Source organism: Nocardiopsis sp. LOL_012, from assembly GCF_048060475.1.
Classification (GTDB): Bacteria; Actinomycetota; Actinomycetes; order Streptosporangiales; family Streptosporangiaceae; genus Nocardiopsis.
In genome coordinates, this window is record NZ_JBHMIV010000054.1 from 1 (window position 1) to 18,268 (window position 18,268).

Consider the following 18,268-nt stretch of genomic DNA (forward strand, 5'->3'; position numbering starts at 1 on the left):
GACCGCAGGACCCCTACGTTCAGGGGCCCTACGGCCCTGAGGGCTCCGGCCCCCAGCAGCCGCCCCAGGGGCCACACGGTCCTCAGGGGCCGCACGGACCGCAGGACCCCTACGTTCAGGGGCCCTACGGCCCTGAGGGCTCCGGCCCCCAGCAGCCCCCCTACGGCATGCCGTACCCCCCGGCCCCGCCGAAGCAGGGCATGTCCACCGGCGCGAAGGTCGCCATCGGCTGCGGCGGCTGCCTCGGGCTCAGCATCATCGCCGCCATCGTCTTCTTCTTCGTCATCGGCAGCATCGCGCAGAACGCCGAGGAGAGCCTCAACGACCTTCCCCAGGTCACGGTGCCCTCCTCCGCGGCCACGTCCGAGGAGCAGCCTCCCGCCGAAGAGCCGGCGGACCAGCCCGCCGCGGAGAACGGCGTCACCATGACCGCCGCGCACGCGGGCACGGTCGGCGACATCATCGACGACACCGTGTACACCGCGATCGACATCGAGGTCGTCAACAACTCCGACGAGCCGATCAACGTGAACCCGATCAACTTCAACGTGGTCCTGGCGGACGGCACGGTCACCTCGGAGTGGGGGGAGACCCTGTTCGCCGACATCGACGCCATCGAGGCCGTCACCCTTCAGCCGGGGCAGAGCGTCGAGGGACAGATCGCCGTCGTCGGCGAGGTCGACGTCGCCAGTGTCGAGATGGTCGACCTCTTCGGCGAGGGCGACCCGGTGGTCGCCGAGGTCGGGTAGAGGAGGCCGGCGCCGTCCCCGGACGGTCGGCGGCGGACGGGCCCCGGGAGCGGTTCGGCTTCTGGGGCCCGTCCGCTGTCCGGTCGCCCTCTCACGGTTCCAGATGCGTGATCCGGTAGAACGTTCCCTCGCCGGTGGTGGGGGCCCGGCGGGTCACTCTGGCCTCGGTGAGGCAGCCGAGCCGGGTGTCGAGGCCGAGTTCCAGACCGCGTCCGTCAGGAAGGGCGAATCCGCCGTAGGGCGAGGGTTCGCTGCCCATCGGCTCCGCTGTGATCCGTGCCCGTCCCTCGTCGTCCGGGTCCCCTATCGAGGTGACCCGGACGCGCGCGAGCAGATCGAGCGGGCGGAGCATCTCGACGAACCAGCCTTGCGCGAACGCCATCCAGGAGTAGAAGTACAACGGATCATCGCGAGTCGGAGAGGCGGGCACCGGGGAGTGGCGCCTCTCTCCGCGTCCCGGGCCGGTGCTGCTGATCACCGTCCCGTCGCAGGTATGGCGGGTCTCCCCTCGTTCGTCGCGCACGGTGTAGTCCCAGTGCAGCCAGTCGTCGGCGTGAAGACGACAGACCGACGCCTCGTGCTCGGCCCCGCCTGGTCCGGACCGGAAGACCTCGGCGGCGGCCGAGCGCACGGACAGACGCGACGCCGATGACAGGAACATGGTGATGTCCGGTGCCATGTCCTCTTCCTCTACTCTTGTTCGATTCTCAGAACCCATGACGCGGAAGCGATCTCCACCGAGGACGCTTCGCCTTCTGCCGGAGCCGGGGAGCTCCTCTCAGGGAACACCCGCCAGGCCGCATGAACCACCCAGTACGGACGCAGAATTCCGTTTTCTGTCGGTACGGTGACCCGGGCGTCTTCATGGCCCTCGCCCTGGATCCAGCAGGGTGCTTCGCGCACCGTCGTATGGCATACCTCTTCGGTTCCGGATGACTGGTCTGGGACTCCGAAATCGTCGACCCCAGGATATCGATACAGCACTACACGTGTCGGAATCTGCGCGGTATCGAATTCTAATGCGATGTGTTGTGGAGCGTCGCGGAAACGGGCTTCGGGCCACTCGATCCTCTCCGGAGGTACCGCCAGGGGTCCGGAAAGACTCGTCCAGTCAACGGCGATCCTGTGCGGTTCCACGTCGTTCGCGGGGGTGGTGACGCGCAGCCCGGGTGGCTGCTCGGGGGCGTGGAGCAGGCTGTCAGGCATGTAGGGGGCAGTGACCCCGCCGGAAGCGGGTGCGGGGGAAGCGGTATCCGGCGGGGCGCACGAGGATATGGAAGCGGGGATCGACACGGCCATCACCACACTCATGGCAGTGATGGCCGTGCGGCGCACGGGGCGCGCTGGTGTTCCGGTCAGTTGTTGTCTCCGCACATGATCTCGTCGTCGTTCTGCTGGTAGGCGGAGGCGCTCACGGGCTGTCCGTTGAGGAGCCCGCTGCCATAGCCCTCGGTGCGCCACCTATGCCAGGTGCCGTAGCCACAGTCGACGTCCACGGTCACACGGACCCGCCATGTGTTCTTCGGCCCGGTGGTCTCGGTCTTCACGTGCTGCCAGCCGTACCAGCGCGACCGGTAGCTCTTGCCCGTGATGGTGTTGTTGACGAGGACGCTGCCGTTGCAGAAGGACTCGACCCGGGTGTGGATCTGGTTGTTGGTGGTCCTAGACGGATGTGGCCAGTCGACTCGGACACCACAGTCCTCGGCGGCCAACGCCTGCGCGAAGCCCTCATGGGCCGCGGGGTAGTCGGCCTGTGATCGCGCTGCGATCTCGGAAGCTTCGTCGTTGGCCGCGCTTGCGGTTCCGGGGGTGCTGGTCAGTACGAGAGCGGAGATGAATATCGCTGCCATCCAGGACATCGATTTTTTCACATTCTCACCTTTTTCTCATGAAATTAGGATTATATTTATTTATGCGGGATTTCGATCGTATCAATGGGCATCCAACAATCGGGGCTCGATGGAAATATTGTCCGAAATTGGGCAGGGGGTTTAAATTTTCAGATGCCCGGTTCGCCCGAAAAGGGCTTCGCTCGGCGAGGTCGCGGATCGGTTCGGAGCGGAGCCTGAGCGGAGGGAGCGAGTCCTTGGGGTCGTCTGGCGCCTCGGTCCGGTTGTCCACAGGTCGGTGGACGGGGCTTTCGCGCGGGGCCCGGACGGCGGAAGCTGGTGGGGAAGGCCGACCGCCCCGTCGGCCCCGGTCAGGGAGGTCCCATGCCCGTTGCCGCACGTATCCTCGCCCGCTTCCTCGCCCCCGCGAACGACCACGGTATGACCACCGCTGAGTACGCCCTGTGCACTGTTTCCGCCGTCGCGTTCGCCGGCGTCCTGTACGCCATCCTCACCGGCGACACCGTGGAGCAGGTGCTCACCGACCTCGTCGTGGACGCACTGGGCTCCGGTGTCTGACCGCGGCTCGGTCACCGCGGAGACCGCCGCGGTGCTGCCCTCACTGCTGCTCGTCCTCGCCCTCATGCTCGGCGGGATCTCGGCCGCCGCCACCCGGCTGTCCTGCGCCGACGCCGCCGGGGTGGGCGCCCGCGCGCTCGCCCGGGGCGAGACCCCCGAACGGGCCCGCGCACTCGCCCTCTCGGCCGCCCCCGCCACCGCCGACGTCGACCTGTCCGAGGAGGCGGGGACCGCACGGGTGACCGTCCAGGCCGAACTCCGGATCGGCCCGGACGCCGCACTGCCAGTGACGGTGAGCGCCGGGGCGTCGGTCCCGATGGAACCGGGGGGCTGACCGGTGCGCGGCGGCGACTCCGGCGCCGGAACCGTGTGGGCGGTGGCCCTGTGCGCACTGCTCTGGCTGGCCGCGTCCGCCGTGTTCCTGACCGCCTCCGCCAGGATCGACCGGAACCGGGCGGCCACGGCCGCCGATCTGGCCGCCCTCACGGCCGCCGCCGACGCGGTCCACGGCGGTGCCTGCGCCCGGGCGCGCGCCACCGCCGAGGCCAACGGAGCCGAACTCGTGTCCTGCGCCGTCACGGGGCTCACCGTCGAGGTGGTGGTCTCGCTGCCCTCCGAGGTACCCGGCCACCCCGTCAGGGCGCGGGCGCGCGCCGGGCCCGTCCACGCCTACCCCGGCCCGTGACGTGGGCGCGGGTCGACCGCCGCACCGCCCACGGCCGGCCGCAGTGCCTTTCCGGGACACAGGACTTCTCCCGGGACGTCGTGAGACGTGTGCTCCGGTCGCGGGTGCGTGTTCGGCCCGGCGGTCCCGGCACTCGAAGACCGGGAGTTCGGCCTGCCCCGCACCGGGGCCCGGCGGCGGACCACCGTCGGGTCCGGCCGCGTCCCGGTGTGAACACGGGCACCACCCGCCCCGTCGGCTCTACTCTCTGAAGACATGGGACACCGACACCCGAGCACGCTCAGGAACTCCGAGGTGGGACACGCGCGCGCAAGATGGCTGCTGCGGGCCGAGCTGGCCCGCTGTGCGCAGTGCCGGGCCGAGGGCGATCGGGAGGCGGTGGCCGACCTCTCGGTGAACGGGATGTTCGACTCCCTGATCGTGGGCTTCGTCCTGGCCCGCCTGGACGAGTGGTCCGCGTCGAGCACGCCGCCGCGGTACCCGGCCGTGTTCTACACACTGGCGCCCGTGGACGAACGCGACTTCTGGCAGCCCACCACCCAGCACTGCATGCGGGTGTGCGTGGTCAAGAAGGCGAGCCCTCTGGGCGTGGAGACCTTCCCCGTACTCAGGGAACTGCGGCTGATGCCGATGGCCGACCGCGGGCGCGTCCTCGACGACATCGTTGACGGCCTCTGCGAGAGCGAGTCCCCGGAGTGCGCCTGATGCTGATTCGACCCGGTTCCGGGCGGTACGCGGATGGCAGCAGGCCATCCGCGCCCGCATGGCTGGGACCGTGAATGTCCCGTCTCCCGGGGCCGTGTGGGCGCTCCCTTGCTCCGACGCGGGGAACGGTTCCTCCACCGACGCGGCCCAGACGGGTGTTCCGACGGGGGGTGAGGTGAATGCCCCACATCGCCGTACGGCAAGCGGACAGAACCGTCCTGGTGGTCTACGGGCTCACCCGCCGAGCGTGTGGGACAGCAGGCCGGCCGCCAGGGGGACGATGCCGATGAGGACGAAGGCGGGCAGGAAGCACAGGCCCAGCGGGGCCACGACGAGCACCCCCAGGCGCTCCATCCGCGCCAGGACCCGCCCGCGTGCGGCCCGCCGCAGGTCGGCCGCGTGCCGGTCCAACAGATCGGCGACCGGGGCTCCGGTGTCCGCCGCCCGCGCCAGGTCACGGCCGACGGCGGTCAGCGGCTCCGGGAGGGCGGGCCGCCGCCAGGCTGCGGCCGGATCGGCGCCCAGCCGCAGTTGCTCCGCGACCACCGCCAACTCTCCTCCCAGCGGCGCTTCGACCGACCGGGCCACCGCCGCCAGGCACGACGGGACGGTCGCTCCCGCACGGACACCCGCGGCGAGCAGGCCCACCGCGACGGGAAGATCCGCCGTCAACGGCAGGACGCCCTCGCGCGCACGGCGGAGGCGGCCCCGGACCCACACGGCGGCACAGACACCCGCCACCACGGCGCCGCCCACGGGCCCGAGGGCCGCGGCGGCGACCGTCCCCAACGCACCGGCCAGAACCGGCCCGGTACGGCCCGCCCGCTTACCCGCATGACCGGGTCGGGCTGCGGCGCGCGGCCCTCGGAGCCGACGGGCCGAGGAGCGCCCGCCCATGAGCACCCATACCGCCGAGGTACCGAAGACCACCATGGCCGCTCCGAACATCCCGTCCCCCTCACCCCGGTTCCGTGCCGCCCGTGGCCTCGGCCGCACCCGTCGGACCCGCGCGCCCGGCGGCCGGGAACCTCCCACGGGGGCGCACCCCGGCCGCGTCCACCGCGCCGCGCACCATGCGCAGCGTCCACCAGGCCCCGAGCAGGTCCAGGGCCGCCCCGCAGGCCAGGCAGACCAGACCCAGAGGTGTGGTGAACAGGAACACCAGCGGAGAGCCGCCCAGCCCCGCCGACATCAGGACCCCCACGAGCGGCAGCCCGCCCAGCACGATTGCGGTGGTACGCGGTCCGGCGGTCCTGGCCATGACCTCCGACCGCTGTTCCTCGTGCTCCGTCAGCTCCCCGGCCAGGGCCTCCACCACATCCGCCGGCCCGGCCCCGGTGTCGGCCGACACCTCCCAGCAGGCCGCCAGGTACGCCAGCGGCCACAGGTCGGGGTCGCGGTCGGCGAGGGCGCGCATCGATTCGGCGTCACGGACCCCGGCCACCTCGGGCCCTGCCTCCGCCGCGGACAGGCGCAGCGCCTCGCCCGGCGGCTGGCCCGCGCGCAGCTCCGCGACCAGGACCCGGCAGAGCACGATCACCGCGCGGCGGCGCCGGGCCCCGCCCCGCCGGACCGGGGACCGGACCCACCGCGCGGCCACGCGCCGGGACGCGCCCCGCGGTACGGTCTCCCGAGGACTGGCCTGCGGGGCGGCGGTGCCCGTGGGCGGGACCAGCCGGGCCAGGAGTTCCCGGGCCGGGCCGGGAACCAGGGCGAGCAGGACGAGCCCGGCCGCGCAGCACAGCAGGACGACGGCGCTCATCCGTTCCGCCACCCCTCGCCCAGCCGCTGCGCCAGCTCCGCCGCCTGCGGGAACTCCCGGTGGGAGCCCTCCGGGCCGAACGACACCGCGGGGAGCGCCCGCACCAGCCCGTCGGGGCCCCGGCGCAGGACGCGGACCTCGGCCAGACGCCGCAGACCCTCCTCCCGGACCAGGTGGACGACGACCGCCCGGGTGGCGGCCAGTTGGCCGTGCACGGCGTCACGGCCGAGCCCCGCCGCGCACCCCAGGGCCTCGACCCTTGCGGGGACGTCCCGGGCGCTGTTGGCGTGCAGACTGCTCGCCCCGCCCTCGTGGCCCGTGTTCAACGCCGCCAGGAGGGTGACCACCTCCGGCCCCCGGACCTCGCCCACCACCAGCCGGTCCGGGCGCATGCGCAGGGCCTGGCGCACCAGGGCCTCCAGCGGCACCTCCCCGCGGCCCTCGATGTTGGCCGGGCGGGTCTGGAGACGGACCACGTGCGGGTGCTCGGGCCGCAGTTCCAGGGAGTCCTCGGCCAAGACCAGCCGCTCGCCGGGGTCGGCGAGGGAGAGCAGCGACGACAGGAGCGTGGTCTTGCCGGTGCCCGTCCCCCCGCTCACCAGGAACGGAGCCCGGGCCGCCACCAGGGCGCGAAGAAGGGCCGCCCCACGCGCGGTGAGCGTTCCGCACGCGGTCAGTCGCTCCAGCCCGAACGCCCGGCTGGGCGGCAGACGCAGTGACACGCACGCCCCGTCGGGCGCGACGGGCGGCAGCACGGCGTGGAACCTCGCGCCTCCGGGGAGGCAGGCGTCGACGTAGGGTACGGCGGCGTCGAGCCTGCGGCCCGCCTGGGAGGCCAGCCGCTGCGCGAGCCGTCGGACGTCCTCCTCGGACTCGAACCGGACCTGCGCCCGTCGCAGCCCGTCGCCTCCGTCCACCCAGACCTCGTCCGGCCCGTTGACGAGGATGTCGGTCACGCCAGGGGCCATGAGCGCCTCCAACGGCCCGGCGCCGGACAGGTCGGCGGCGATCCTGCGGGTCAGCGACAGCAGTTCGGTGTCGCCCAGCACCCCGCCCTCGGCACGCAGCGCCGCCGCGACCCCGGCCGGGCTCACTGGACCGCCCGCGGCGGCGAGGCGGTCGCGGACCGCGTCCACCAGCGGGCTCACCGGGCCGCTTCCGGGAGGCGGAGACCGGACACGGCACGGTCCGCGAAGCGGGCGAGCGGGGACCGGCGCTGTCGGGCGGGGGTACGGCCGGCGGCGAGGAGGCGGGCGATGCCGGGCTCGGGCGGAAGGTCGGCTCCCAGGGGGAGCCCCAGGGTGTGGGCGACCACGTCGGCGGACAGTTCCCCGCGGGCGCCGACCACGACGGCGCTCGCGTTGGGGGTCTCCTCCCTCACCCGGGGCACGATCCCCGCGGCGGCCACGACCGAGGGCACGTCGGCGGGGACCACGACGAACACGGCGTCGGAGCGGTCGAGGAAGACCCCGGTGGCCGGGGTGAACGCGCGTGGGAGGTCGACGACGACCAGACCGGTGCCGTGCCCCGCCGAGTCGAGGGCGGCGCGGGCGGTGTCTGCGGACAGCGGGGCGCGGCACCGGGCGGCCGGAGCCCGGTTCCAGGTGAGGACGGACAGGCCGCGGGTACCGGGAAGGCCGCCGCGCAGGTCGGGCCAGTGGACGCGGCCGTCGCTGCGGAGGAGGTCGTCCCAGCCGGTCCGGGGGCCGCGCGGTTCCACGGCGTCGCACCCCAGGTAGATGTCGGGGCCGCAACCGAGCGGGTCGGAGTCCAGCAGCGCGGTGTCACGGCCCCCGCGCGCACCGGCCAGTGCCAGTGCCAGCGCGGTGAGGGTGGTCCCGGCACCGCCCCGGCCGCCCATGACCGAGACCACGGGGGCGGGCGTGCGGTGCGCGGCGGCGGCGTCGGCGAGCAGGCCCACCACTCGTGCCTCGTCCCCCGGAAGCCGGAGGAGGGGCCGGGCTTCGGATCCGGTGGGTGAGAGGGGGGCGCCGGCCCGCGACACCACCACGGTCTGCGGCGGGACGGGCGGGGCCAGGCCGGGGAACAGGTCTAGGCCCACCACGACCAGGGGCGCGTGCCGCCACGAGTGCGGGGCCCGGTCGGCGGACCGGACGACGGCGACCTCGACGGAGGCCGCCGAGGCCAGGCGGAGTAGGTCGTCGAGGAGGCCGGGGTCGTCGGTGACGATCAGGGGAGGGGAGGGGCGGGGCATCGCGGCTCCGTGGTGTCGAAGGCGTCACCATCGACTGTCGCCGCATTGGGGCCGCCGCGAAAGCCCTGGGAACGGACCTGTGGACAACCGCGTCGGGAACGCGCCACCCGACGGGAGGGATACGCATACGGGGGCGGATGCGCATCCCTGCCCGACAGGCGCGCGGAGCGGACACGGTGACGGCTCCCACAGGGGGAGAGAGGAGACGCCACCCGGCTCCGGTCCCGGGGGGATGGGACCGGGTCCGCTCTCGGGGAGGGCCGGAGGCGATGCCTCGCGGCCGCTGAAGGATCGGAAGGGGCGGGTCGCGAAAGGAGGCCGCGCGCCGATCGGGCGCGTGACCACCGGGGGAGGGGAGTTCTGTCCCGGTGGGGGGAGCGCTCCTCGCCGCTGGATGCCGGATACAACGCTACCACGTGACCGTGGTTATCGGTTCGGCGACCAGAGTGAAAAATTTGGGTCGATCGCCTTTTCGTGGGATGAAACCAGGTGTGGAAAGAAAACAGGCGGCGGGGCGTCCCCGGGGCGGGGTCCGGGGGTGCGGCGTCCGCCCGCGCACCCTCTGTCCTGGTCGGATGTCTTGCGAGAGATGCCCGGCTGGAGTGGAAAAGGACGCATGCCCGCCCGGTCGGGTGGTCCGGAGCCGGGGGTGGAACTTCGGGTCGAGTGGCGTACGGTTCCGTATGCGCGTGCATTTGCACCGTTCAATTCAGGGCGTTCCACAATGGTGGACCACAGTGCGCCACGAGCCGTTCCTATGGCGCCAAAGGTGGGAAAGGGAGCGGAATGCACGAATCGCCGGGCTTCCCCTCCGGGGGCCCCGTCACCCGCGTTTGAGCGCCTCACACGTGGCGAGGGAGTCCTGGGCCCCGGCCCGGACGGCACGACAGCAGTAGACGACCCACCCCGCCACGCCCTCGGGAGTACCGGTCATGTACCCGCGCAGAGCCGGAACGTACTCGTCCTTCAGAGTCTGGTGCCCCAGCTCGGACGGCACCAGAGACTTCGGGTCCAGCCCCCGCTCGACCAGGGTCAGCCGCTCCGCCGCACGCGCGACCAGGCCGTCCCCCCAGCCGAACGGCCGGATCGCCATCAGGTCCCCGTGCACCAGGGACGACGTCACGAGGGCGGGCACGGACGAGCGCGCGCCCAGAAGCCCGTACAGCCCCTCCAGGCGGGCCCGGGCGACCTCCGGTCCGGGTGCCGGCCCCAGGCCGAGCGGGTCCTCGACGCGTTCGCCCTCCAGCCGGGGGCGGCCCAGGGCCTCCTCGGAGACGGCGTCGGCGGCGGCGAGTGTGTGCAGGCGCGCCAGTGCCTGCCGGGGCGCCTTGGGCCAGGTCTCCACCAGATTGCCGAGCTCGCCCGAGGTGCGCAGCGCCCCCTTGATCCGGGTGTCGTACACGTGCCCGGCGCGGATCTCCTCCATCGAGACCTCGGCGCCCTCCAGGGCCGCGGAGGCGCACGCGCCGCGCAGGGAGGACTCCATGGACACGTCGCTGCTGCGGCGGCGCAGGATGCGGTGCCCCAGCAGCCGGTCGACGATGGTCCGTGTCTCCTCCACCGCCTCGCTCACGCCGGGAAGCTCGGCGATCCGCTTCAGCGGGTCGGACAGGGAGGCAGAAGTCGATTCACTCACGGCCACCCACACTACGCGCCGGTAACGCCTCCGGCCCACACCGATGCCCGCGTGGCCGGAGAGCACGGCTGCTTTCGGAGCCACCGTTCGTCGCGGCTCGCCGACCGTTCGCCGACCGTTCGTCGCGTGTCCCGCGATCCCCGCCGCCGGATTTCTGCTCAGCTATTCCAGTGGTACAGACCACATGGTTAATTTGGGTGTCAATCGCCGACGTTAGGAGAGTCACAGTGGCCGACAGCACTCCGCAGAGCCAGGAGACACTGTCCAACCTTCTCCACGAGACACGTACCTTCCCCCCGCCCGCCGAGCTCGCGGCCGAGGCGAACGTGAAGGCCGACGCCTACGCGGCCGCCGCCGAGGACCGTCTGGGGTTCTGGGAGGAGCAGGCGCGCAGGCTCCAGTGGGAGCGCCCCTGGGACACCGTCCTGGACTGGGACCCGCCCTTCGCGAAGTGGTTCGACGGCGCAACGATCAACGCTTCGGTGAACTGTGTGGACCGGCACGTGGCGGCCGGGCTGGGCGACCGGGTTGCCTACCACTGGGAGGGCGAGCCCGGGGACACCCGCACCATCACCTACGCCGACCTGAAGGACATGGTCTGCCAGGCGGCCAACGCCATGACCGGGCTCGGCGTCGGCAAGGGCGACCGGGTCGCCATCTACATGCCGATGATCCCCGAGACCGTCGTGGCGATGCTCGCCTGCGCCCGCCTCGGCGCGGTCCACATGGTCGTCTTCGGCGGCTTCTCCGTGGACGCCCTGGGCCAGCGGCTCGACGACAGCGGGGCCAAGCTCGTCGTCACGGCGGACGGCGGCTACCGGCGCGGCAAGCCGAGCGCCCTCAAGCCCACGGTCGACGCCGCGGTCGCCGACCGTCCCTCCGTCGAGAACGTCCTCGTCGTCCGCCGCACGGGCCAGGACGTGGAGTGGACCGACCGCGACGTGTGGTGGCACGAGAGCGTGGAGCGGGCGAGCACCGAGCACACGCCCGAGGCGCACGGCGCCGAGGACCCGCTGTACATCATGTACACCAGCGGGACCACGGCCAAGCCCAAGGGCATCCTGCACACCACGGGCGGCTACCTCACCCAGGTCTCCTACACGCACTGGGCGGTGTTCGACCTCAAGGCCGACACCGACGTCTTCTGGTGCGCCGCCGACATCGGCTGGGTGACCGGCCACTCCTACCTCGTCTACGGACCGCTCTCCAACGCGGCCACCAGCGTCATGTACGAGGGCACCCCGGACACCCCCCACAGGGGCCGCTTCTGGGAGATCATCGAGAAGTACAAGGTCACCATCGCCTACATGGCGCCCACGGCGATCCGCACCTTCATGAAGTGGGGCGACGACATCCCGGCGGGGTTCGACCTGTCCAGCCTGCGCGTCATCGGCTCCGTCGGCGAGCCGATCAACCCCGAGGCCTACGTCTGGTACCGCGAGCACATCGGCGGCGGCCGCACCCCGGTCGTCGACACCTGGTGGCAGACCGAGACCGGGGCGATCATGGTCAGCCCCCTGCCTGGCGTGGCCTCGGGCAAGCCGGGTGCGGCCATGCGTCCCCTCCCCGGTATCGACGCCGACGTCGTGGACGAGAAGGGCGACTCCGTGCCCGACGGCGGCGGGGGCTTCATCGTCGTCCGCGAGCCGTGGCCGTCCATGCTCCGCGGTATCTGGGGTGACACCGAGCGCTACAAGGACACCTACTGGTCGCGCTTCCCGGGGCTCTACTTCCCCGGTGACGGTGCGAAGAAGGACGAGGACGGGGACCTGTGGCTGCTCGGCCGCGTGGATGACGTCATGCTCGTCTCCGGCCACAACATCTCCACCACGGAGGTCGAGTCCGCCCTCGTGTCCCACCCCAAGGTGGCGGAGGCGGCGGTCGTCGGTGCCACCGACAAGGTGACCGGCCAGGCCATCGTCGGGTTCGTCATCCTCCGGGGCGGGGCGGAGTCGGTGCCCGAGGACCTCGTCAAGGAACTGCGCGACCACGTCGGCGGCAACCTCGGCCCCATCGCCAAGCCGGCTCGCCTCCTGGCCGTCCCGGAACTGCCCAAGACCCGGTCTGGCAAGATCATGCGGCGCCTGCTGCGCGACATCGCCGAGAACCGGGCCGTGGGCGACACCTCCACGCTCACCGACGCGTCGATCATGGACGTGATCGCCAAGCAGCTTCCGGCCACCGAGAAGAAGGACTGACCCCGTCGGCGGCGGGTGTCCGCGCCCTCCGCGGGGACACGTGCACCCGCCGCCCCGGCCCACCCCCGTGACAGGGCCCGGGCGCGTCGTTGTGCGTGCCGTGGCGGGCATCTCCGACCGATCGTGTGCGAGGATGCGGGGGATGTTCGCGTGTTCGGACCGAGAGAAGGGACCCCCCGATGGTGGACATGCCGGGTGGCGGCGAACCTGGCGCCTCCAGCGACACCGACCGTTCCATCGGTGCGCTGGTCTCCGACGCCACAGACAACCTCTCCCGGCTGGTGCGCCTGGAGATCAAACTCGCCAAGCTCGAAGCCAAGGCCGACGCCACGAAGATCGGCAAGAGCCTCGGTGAGTTCGCCGTGGCCGCGGTGCTCCTGCACATCTTCGTGATCCTGCTCTCGGTCACCGCCGCCCTCGGCTTGGTGGCGCTCGGTCTGGCCGCCTGGATGTCCTTCGGTATCGTCACGCTCGTCTACCTGCTCATCGCCGCGATCTTCGTGCTCGTGGCGGTCGTCAACCTCCGTCGGCGCGAGGGGCTGGCACGCACCGCCGAGACCTCCTCCCGCCTCGTCGCCATCCTGCGCGGCGAGATCAGGCCCCCCAAGGGGGAAGTGGCCACGACCGCCGAGTCCGTTCCCGCCACGAAGTAGCGTCTCCGAGGTGTTGGACGACTCGGTCGCGATCGTCGACGGCCCGTGGCGGCACCGGACGGTCTCGGCGGCGGGGGCGCGGTTCCACGTCGCCGAACTCGGTGAGGGGCCGCTCGTGCTCTTCCTGCACGGGTTCCCCCAGTTCTGGTGGGCGTGGCGCCACCAGTTGACCGCGCTCGCCGGAGCCGGGTACCGGACGGCCGCGGTCGACCTCCGCGGCTACGGGGCCAGCGACAAGACTCCGCGCGGATACGACCTCGTCACGCTCGCCCAGGACGCGGCCGGCCTGGTCCGTGCCCTGGGCGGTGCGGAGGCCGTGGTCGTCGGCCACGGTGTGGGCGGTGTCGTCGGCTGGACCATGACCGCCTACCATCCGGACCACGTCCGGGCCCTGGCCGCGGTCGCGGCCCCGCACCCCCGCAGGTCGGCGCGGATCGCGGCGCGGATGGGTCCGGGGCTGCGCCACCTGCTCCGCTCCCAGGTCCCGATCCTTCCCGAGCACCGGCTGCTCCAGGACGGGTGCGTGCGTGTGGGTGAACTGCTGCGCGAGTGGAGCGGCCCCGGCTGGCCGGACCGGCCCACCGAGGAGCGGTACCGGCTGGCCTTCTCGATCCCCAAGGTCTCCCACTGCTCGCTGGAGTACCACCGCTGGATCTTCCGTTCCCGGTTCCGCCCGGACGGTGCACGGTACAACGCGCGAATGCGTGGACCGGTGCGTGTGCCGGTCCTCCAGGTCCACGGCGCTGAGGACCCGGTGTGCCCCTGGGAGACCGCACGCGCCTCGCGGTCCCTGGTCGCGGGGCCCTACCGTTGGGAGCGGATCCCCGGTGCGGGCCACTTCCCGCACGAGGAGCGGCCGGAGGAGGTCTCCCGGGCGCTTCTGGAGTGGCTCGGGGACCTGGAGAGGACGACGGTGGGGAAGTGATGGGAACGGCATCCGGAACGGGCGCGGACGGCGGCAGGGACCGCGACGACGAGGGGCGGGCGCAGAACCAGCGGCCGCGGGACCGCTATGGGCGTCCGCTGCCGCACGGCAGCCGGGGCGAGGTCGAGCGGGTGCCCGACGATGCCGAGTTCACCGTGGACGAGGGCCTGGCGGAGGCCCAGCGCCTGCTCGACGGGGGGTACGCGTTCACCGCGCATGAGGTGCTCGAAGCCGTGTGGAAGTCCGTCTCGGGGCCGGAGAGGGAACTGTGGCGGGGGCTCGCCCAGACCGCCGTCGGCCTCACCCACGCCCAGCGCGGGAACGCGGTCGGCGCCGCGCGCCTGCTGAGGAGGGGGGCTGACCGCGTGGCCTCGTTCGGCCCTCGGGCCCCGCACGGTGTCGATGTGGACGGGATCGCAGCCTTCGCCAGGGCGCTGGCGGACGACCTGGACGCGGGCCGGGCCCGTTCCGGCGACGGGATCGACCCCTCGGGGATGCGGCTGCTCGGGGCGTGACCCGGTGGGGCCTCAGGCGTCCGTGGGCGGTCCGGGGCCGGGGATCACATGAAATGCGTACATTATTAGCTTATGAGAAGTTTCTGCCTTAGATAGTCGTATCGCATATCGTGCGAGCTTCGATGGCGAAATTATGCCAAGTGATCCCCTGGGTAATGAATATCAGATGTCGCCAATGTGGCTTTTTGTTCTTTTCATCCCTTTTTCCGGTCACCGTGTGGTCACATCTTCGGATTCCCCTGGGAAAAATCCGAAGGCCCCCTCATTTTTATTCGTCTTTCTGCGTAGAATCCCCGGACCACCGCCCGTGTCCGCGTGGTGCGGGCGGTGTGCACCGCACATCAGGATGGCACCGATTCGACTCCGACACATGGCATAGGGACAGCTCAGAGCCCTTCCGGGCGGCGGTACGTCCACGGACTCGCGGCGGGAAGGGCCCATGAGGTGGACCCGGTGAACGGGGACGGAAAGGTCGCGCCCGTCGCAAGGAGGACGGATTGTCTGGGCTCAACATAGCCGCCGAAGGCGGCACGGCCCTGGTTCTGGAAAGCGTCGACTTCACACTCGTCGTCACCGTCATGGTGGTGGCGCTTCTGGCCCTCGCCGTCGCGGGGATGCTGGTGCGTGAGGTTCTCGCCGCCGGACAGGGCACCGAGCGAATGCGCACTATCGCGGTCGCGGTTCAGGAGGGGGCGGCCGCCTACCTCAAACGGCAGTTCCGCACCCTCGCGGTCTTCGTCGTCGTCATCCCCTTGCTCCTGCTCCTGCTGCCCGCGGAGTCGTGGGGGATCGCTGTAGGGCGGTCGCTCTTCTTCGCCTTCGGCGCCTTGCTGTCGGCGGCCACCGGGTTCATCGGCATGTGGCTGGCAGTGCGGGGCAACGTCCGTGTCGCCGCGGCCGCCCGAACCGGGGACGCCGACGCCGGCCGGACCGCGATGCGGATCGCGTTCCGCACCGGCGGCGTGGCGGGCATGATCACTGTCGGGCTCGGCCTGTTCGGCGCCGCCGCCGTGGTCCTCCTCTACCGGGGGGACGCCCCCATCGTGCTGGAGGGGTTCGGGTTCGGCGCCGCGCTCCTGGCGATGTTCATGCGGGTCGGCGGCGGGATCTTCACGAAGGCCGCCGACGTCGGCGCCGACCTCGTGGGCAAGGTCGAGCAGGGCATCCCGGAGGACGACCCGCGTAACGCGGCGACCATCGCCGACAACGTCGGGGACAACGTGGGCGACTGCGCGGGCATGGCGGCCGACCTCTTCGAGTCCTACGCCGTCGTCCTGGTCGCCTCGCTCATCCTCGGCCGGGTGGCGTTCGGCACCGAGGGCCTGGTGTTCCCGCTGCTGGTGCCCATGATCGGTGTGATTACGGCGATCATCGGCATCTTCATCGTCGCCCCCCGCGCACGCGACAAGACGGCGATGTCGGCGATCAACCGCGGCTTCTTCGCCTCCGCCGCCATCTCCGCGCTCCTCGTCGTCGCCGCCGCGTTCCTCTACCTGCCCGGCAGCTTCGAGGAGCTGTCCGGGGTCGGCCAAGGCGTCCTCGACGAGATCGCCGAGGCGGGGACCTCGCCCGACCCGAGGCTCATCGCCATCTCCGCGGTCCTCATCGGTCTGGTGCTGGCCGCCGCGATCCAGTTGCTCACCGGCTACTTCACCGAGACCGACCGGCGCCCGGTGCGGGAGATCGGGGAGAGCTCCGAGACGGGCGCGGCGACCGTCATCCTGTCGGGTATCTCCGTGGGCCTGGAGTCCGCCGTCTACTCGGCCCTGCTCATCGCCGGGGCCGTCTACGCCGCGTTCCTGCTCGGCGGCGGCTCCATCACGCTGAGCCTGTTCGCCGTCGCGCTCGCCGGCACCGGGCTCCTGACCACCGTCGGCATCATCGTCGCGATGGACACCTTTGGCCCGGTCGCCGACAACGCCCAGGGTATCGCCGAGATGTCCGGCGACGTCGAGGGCCGGGGCGCCGAGGTCCTCACCGGCCTGGACGCGGTCGGCAACACCACCAAGGCCATCACCAAGGGCATCGCCATCGCGACTGCGGTGCTGGCCGCCACCGCGTTGTTCGGTGCCTTCCGCACGTCGGTGCAGGAACAGCTCGACCTCGCGGGCGGGGCGGTGTTCTCCCTGTCCCTGGACAGCCCGGACGTGCTCGTCGGCGTGATCATCGGCGCGAGCGTCGTGTTCTTCTTCTCGGGGCTGGCGATCATGGCCGTCGGCAGGGCCGCCGGACGCGTGGTCCTAGAGGTGCGCGACCAGTTCCGCACCAGGCCCGGGATCATGGACGGAACGGAGAAGCCGGAGTACGCACGGGTGGTCGACATCTGCACGAAGGACTCGCTGCGGGAGCTGGTCACGCCCGGCCTGCTCGCGGTCTTCGCGCCGATCGCCGTCGGGTTCGCGCTCGGATACGCGCCGCTCGGGGCGTTCCTGGGCGGGGCCATCGCGGCCGGTGTCCTCATGGCGGTCTTCCTCGCCAACTCCGGCGGTGCGTGGGACAACGCGAAGAAGCTTGTCGAGGACGGACACCACGGCGGCAAGGGGTCGGAGGCACACGAGGCCACGGTCATCGGCGACACCGTCGGCGACCCGTTCAAGGACACGGCCGGTCCGGCCATCAACCCGCTGCTCAAGGTGATGAACCTCGTCGCCCTGCTCGTGGCCCCGGCGGTCGTGATCTACGCGGACAACGTCGCGCTGCGGGTGGGTATCACGGTGGTCGCGGTGGGCGTGCTGGTCGCCGCGGTCCTGTGGTCGAAGAACCGCGGCTCCGGCACCGAGACCGACCTGGCCGAGGCCGACGGCGAGGCCGCTCCCAAGGGAGCCCCTGAAGCGGGGGGCGGGGGCGCCGAGCCCGCCGCGGACGGCCCCGTAGAGGACGGTGACGGCGAGCACGGCGCGGACATCGCCGACATCGATCCGGACCGCAGGGAGGAGGCCCGCGCCGGAGAGGGCAAGGGCTGAGGGGGCGAGGGGCCGGTCTTCCGCCGTCCCCTTCCGAATCGAACCCGCTCCCGCCGTGGCCGTCCGGGTCTTCCGGGCGGCCACGCCGCTGTGTGAACCCGGGCATAACCTGGGATCAAGGGTGTCGAAGGTGAAGGGAAGTACTGCTGTGACGGGGTTGAAGGGACTGGCGGTCATCGTGGGCGCGATGGTGGTGTCCGTGGGGGCCTTCGCGGTGATCGCGACGGTGCTCGCGGGATGAGCCGGACACTGTTGCTGATGCGGCACGCGAAAGCGGAGCCGGGACACGGGGCCATGGACATCGACCGCGCGCTCGCCGACCGGGGGCGGCGCCACGCCGAGGAGGTGGGGCGCCTGCTCGCGGAGCGGGGGTACGTGCCCGACCACGTCCTCTGTTCGGCCGCGCTCCGCACCCGGCAGACCCTGGACGGGGTCCTGCGCGGGATGGGGGAGGCCGCGGGCCGGCTGGAGGTGGACTACTCCGAGGCCGCCTACCTGGCCGGTACGGACGCCCTCCTGGAGATGATCACCTACGTCGACCCGCAGGTGCGGACGCTGCTGGTGGTCGGGCACAACCCGACCATCGCGCGACTCGCGGCCGCGTTCGTCGGTGAGGACGTGCTGGTGTCATATCCGCCGGGAACGGTGTCCGCGGTCGAGCTGGACGTGGAATGGCTGTACACGGCCCCGGGGACCGGGGCGGGGACGTTGTTGAACTGACCCCGCCGACCGGAGTGAAGTGTGATCCATGGCACGCGGAGATCGGTTTGCGTGGCACCCGGCGGTGGTGTAGCGTCTTCCAAGTCGCTTCCGGGTACGGCCTCAGGCCGGAACACGGAGCGGCGGATCCTCGC

At 71.8% G+C, this 18,268-nt stretch carries 19 protein-coding genes; 11 read left to right on the plus strand and 8 right to left on the minus strand.

The window, feature by feature from the left end:
• A partial coding sequence (locus tag ACFHWE_RS22645) for a DUF4352 domain-containing protein (protein WP_416603890.1) occupies positions 1-749 on the plus strand: 749 nt, incomplete at its 5' end.
• A gap of 91 nt (positions 750-840) precedes the next feature.
• Here ACFHWE_RS22645 and ACFHWE_RS22650 read toward each other — a convergent pair.
• The 3 genes from ACFHWE_RS22650 to ACFHWE_RS22660 form a co-directional block, all read right to left on the minus strand.
• Complete coding sequence (locus ACFHWE_RS22650; RefSeq protein ID WP_416603891.1) at positions 841-1,428, minus strand: hypothetical protein; 588 nt, start codon at positions 1,426-1,428, stop codon at positions 841-843.
• 11 nt (positions 1,429-1,439) lie between these two features.
• Entirely contained in the window at positions 1,440-1,955 is a 516-nt protein-coding gene (locus ACFHWE_RS22655; RefSeq protein WP_416603892.1) for a hypothetical protein, read from the minus strand.
• Positions 1,956-2,104: 149 nt separating this feature from the next.
• Positions 2,105-2,599: a hypothetical protein gene (locus ACFHWE_RS22660; protein ID WP_416603893.1), complete on the minus strand. Its 495-nt coding sequence runs from the start codon at positions 2,597-2,599 to the stop codon at positions 2,105-2,107.
• A 363-nt stretch (positions 2,600-2,962) separates the two neighbouring features.
• Between ACFHWE_RS22660 and ACFHWE_RS22665 the strand changes: the two genes are divergently transcribed.
• The 4 genes from ACFHWE_RS22665 (at position 2,963) to ACFHWE_RS22680 (ending at position 4,547) form a co-directional block, all read left to right on the plus strand.
• Positions 2,963-3,157, plus strand: a complete 195-nt coding sequence (locus ACFHWE_RS22665) for a DUF4244 domain-containing protein (protein ID WP_416603894.1) — start codon at positions 2,963-2,965, stop codon at positions 3,155-3,157.
• Positions 3,150-3,491 (plus strand): TadE family type IV pilus minor pilin, encoded by a 342-nt coding sequence (locus ACFHWE_RS22670; protein ID WP_416603895.1) that lies wholly within the window; start codon positions 3,150-3,152, stop codon positions 3,489-3,491. The genes ACFHWE_RS22665 and ACFHWE_RS22670 overlap by 8 nt, the downstream gene beginning before the upstream one ends.
• Before the next feature lie 3 nt (positions 3,492-3,494).
• Positions 3,495-3,842 carry an Rv3654c family TadE-like protein gene (locus ACFHWE_RS22675; RefSeq protein ID WP_416603896.1) on the plus strand — a complete coding sequence of 116 codons (348 nt, stop codon included), beginning with the start codon at positions 3,495-3,497 and terminating at the stop codon, positions 3,840-3,842.
• Between the two features lie 255 nt (positions 3,843-4,097).
• Complete coding sequence (locus tag ACFHWE_RS22680) at positions 4,098-4,547, plus strand: hypothetical protein (RefSeq protein ID WP_416603897.1); 450 nt, start codon at positions 4,098-4,100, stop codon at positions 4,545-4,547.
• A gap of 234 nt (positions 4,548-4,781) precedes the next feature.
• Here ACFHWE_RS22680 and ACFHWE_RS22685 read toward each other — a convergent pair whose 3' ends face one another.
• The 5 genes from ACFHWE_RS22685 to ACFHWE_RS22705 form a co-directional block, all read right to left on the minus strand.
• Positions 4,782-5,495 carry a type II secretion system F family protein gene (locus ACFHWE_RS22685; protein ID WP_416603898.1) on the minus strand — a complete coding sequence of 238 codons (714 nt, stop codon included), beginning with the start codon at positions 5,493-5,495 and terminating at the stop codon, positions 4,782-4,784.
• Positions 5,496-5,505: 10 nt separating this feature from the next.
• Positions 5,506-6,309 carry a type II secretion system F family protein gene (locus ACFHWE_RS22690; RefSeq protein WP_416603899.1) on the minus strand — a complete coding sequence of 268 codons (804 nt, stop codon included), beginning with the start codon at positions 6,307-6,309 and terminating at the stop codon, positions 5,506-5,508.
• Positions 6,306-7,457: a TadA family conjugal transfer-associated ATPase gene (locus ACFHWE_RS22695; protein ID WP_416603900.1), complete on the minus strand. Its 1,152-nt coding sequence runs from the start codon at positions 7,455-7,457 to the stop codon at positions 6,306-6,308. Before ACFHWE_RS22695 ends, ACFHWE_RS22690 begins: the two co-directional genes overlap by 4 nt.
• Positions 7,454-8,524 (minus strand): septum site-determining protein Ssd, encoded by a 1,071-nt coding sequence (gene ssd / locus ACFHWE_RS22700; protein WP_416603901.1) that lies wholly within the window; start codon positions 8,522-8,524, stop codon positions 7,454-7,456. Before ssd ends, ACFHWE_RS22695 begins: the two co-directional genes overlap by 4 nt.
• Before the next feature lie 823 nt (positions 8,525-9,347).
• Positions 9,348-10,160 (minus strand): oxidoreductase, encoded by an 813-nt coding sequence (locus tag ACFHWE_RS22705; protein WP_416603902.1) that lies wholly within the window; start codon positions 10,158-10,160, stop codon positions 9,348-9,350.
• Between the two features lie 227 nt (positions 10,161-10,387).
• On the opposite strand from ACFHWE_RS22705, the gene acs reads away from it, so the two are divergent.
• The 6 genes from acs (at position 10,388) to ACFHWE_RS22735 (ending at position 18,134) form a co-directional block, all read left to right on the plus strand.
• Complete coding sequence (gene acs, locus ACFHWE_RS22710; protein ID WP_416603903.1) at positions 10,388-12,358, plus strand: acetate--CoA ligase; 1,971 nt, start codon at positions 10,388-10,390, stop codon at positions 12,356-12,358.
• Positions 12,359-12,537: 179 nt separating this feature from the next.
• Positions 12,538-13,011 carry a phage holin family protein gene (locus tag ACFHWE_RS22715; protein ID WP_416603904.1) on the plus strand — a complete coding sequence of 158 codons (474 nt, stop codon included), beginning with the start codon at positions 12,538-12,540 and terminating at the stop codon, positions 13,009-13,011.
• A gap of 10 nt (positions 13,012-13,021) precedes the next feature.
• Positions 13,022-13,936: an alpha/beta fold hydrolase gene (locus ACFHWE_RS22720; protein WP_416603905.1), complete on the plus strand. Its 915-nt coding sequence runs from the start codon at positions 13,022-13,024 to the stop codon at positions 13,934-13,936.
• Positions 13,936-14,451 (plus strand): DUF309 domain-containing protein, encoded by a 516-nt coding sequence (locus tag ACFHWE_RS22725; protein WP_416603906.1) that lies wholly within the window; start codon positions 13,936-13,938, stop codon positions 14,449-14,451. Before ACFHWE_RS22720 ends, ACFHWE_RS22725 begins: the two co-directional genes overlap by 1 nt.
• A 497-nt stretch (positions 14,452-14,948) precedes the next feature.
• Positions 14,949-17,414: a sodium-translocating pyrophosphatase gene (locus tag ACFHWE_RS22730; protein ID WP_416603907.1), complete on the plus strand. Its 2,466-nt coding sequence runs from the start codon at positions 14,949-14,951 to the stop codon at positions 17,412-17,414.
• A 237-nt stretch (positions 17,415-17,651) separates the two neighbouring features.
• On the plus strand, positions 17,652-18,134 hold the full coding sequence (locus tag ACFHWE_RS22735; protein WP_416603908.1) for a SixA phosphatase family protein: 483 nt from the start codon (positions 17,652-17,654) through the stop codon (positions 18,132-18,134).
• Positions 18,135-18,268: the final 134 nt, after the last annotated feature.

What these genes read in the sequence shown, in the direction of transcription:
- ACFHWE_RS22650 (WP_416603891.1), bottom strand. Translation starts at nt 1,428, where the DNA reads ATGGCACCGGACATCACCATGTTCCTGTCATCGGCGTCGCGTCTGTCC.
- ACFHWE_RS22655 (WP_416603892.1), bottom strand. Translation starts at nt 1,955, where the DNA reads ATGCCTGACAGCCTGCTCCACGCCCCCGAGCAGCCACCCGGGCTGCGC.
- ACFHWE_RS22660 (WP_416603893.1), bottom strand. Translation starts at nt 2,599, where the DNA reads ATGGCAGCGATATTCATCTCCGCTCTCGTACTGACCAGCACCCCCGGA.
- ACFHWE_RS22665 (WP_416603894.1), top strand. Translation starts at nt 2,963, where the DNA reads ATGCCCGTTGCCGCACGTATCCTCGCCCGCTTCCTCGCCCCCGCGAAC.
- ACFHWE_RS22680 (WP_416603897.1), top strand. Translation starts at nt 4,098, where the DNA reads ATGGGACACCGACACCCGAGCACGCTCAGGAACTCCGAGGTGGGACAC.
- ACFHWE_RS22685 (WP_416603898.1), bottom strand. Translation starts at nt 5,495, where the DNA reads ATGTTCGGAGCGGCCATGGTGGTCTTCGGTACCTCGGCGGTATGGGTG.
- ACFHWE_RS22690 (WP_416603899.1), bottom strand. Translation starts at nt 6,309, where the DNA reads ATGAGCGCCGTCGTCCTGCTGTGCTGCGCGGCCGGGCTCGTCCTGCTC.
- ssd (WP_416603901.1), bottom strand. Translation starts at nt 8,524, where the DNA reads ATGCCCCGCCCCTCCCCTCCCCTGATCGTCACCGACGACCCCGGCCTC.
- ACFHWE_RS22715 (WP_416603904.1), top strand. Translation starts at nt 12,538, where the DNA reads ATGGTGGACATGCCGGGTGGCGGCGAACCTGGCGCCTCCAGCGACACC.
- ACFHWE_RS22725 (WP_416603906.1), top strand. Translation starts at nt 13,936, where the DNA reads ATGGGAACGGCATCCGGAACGGGCGCGGACGGCGGCAGGGACCGCGAC.
- ACFHWE_RS22735 (WP_416603908.1), top strand. Translation starts at nt 17,652, where the DNA reads ATGAGCCGGACACTGTTGCTGATGCGGCACGCGAAAGCGGAGCCGGGA.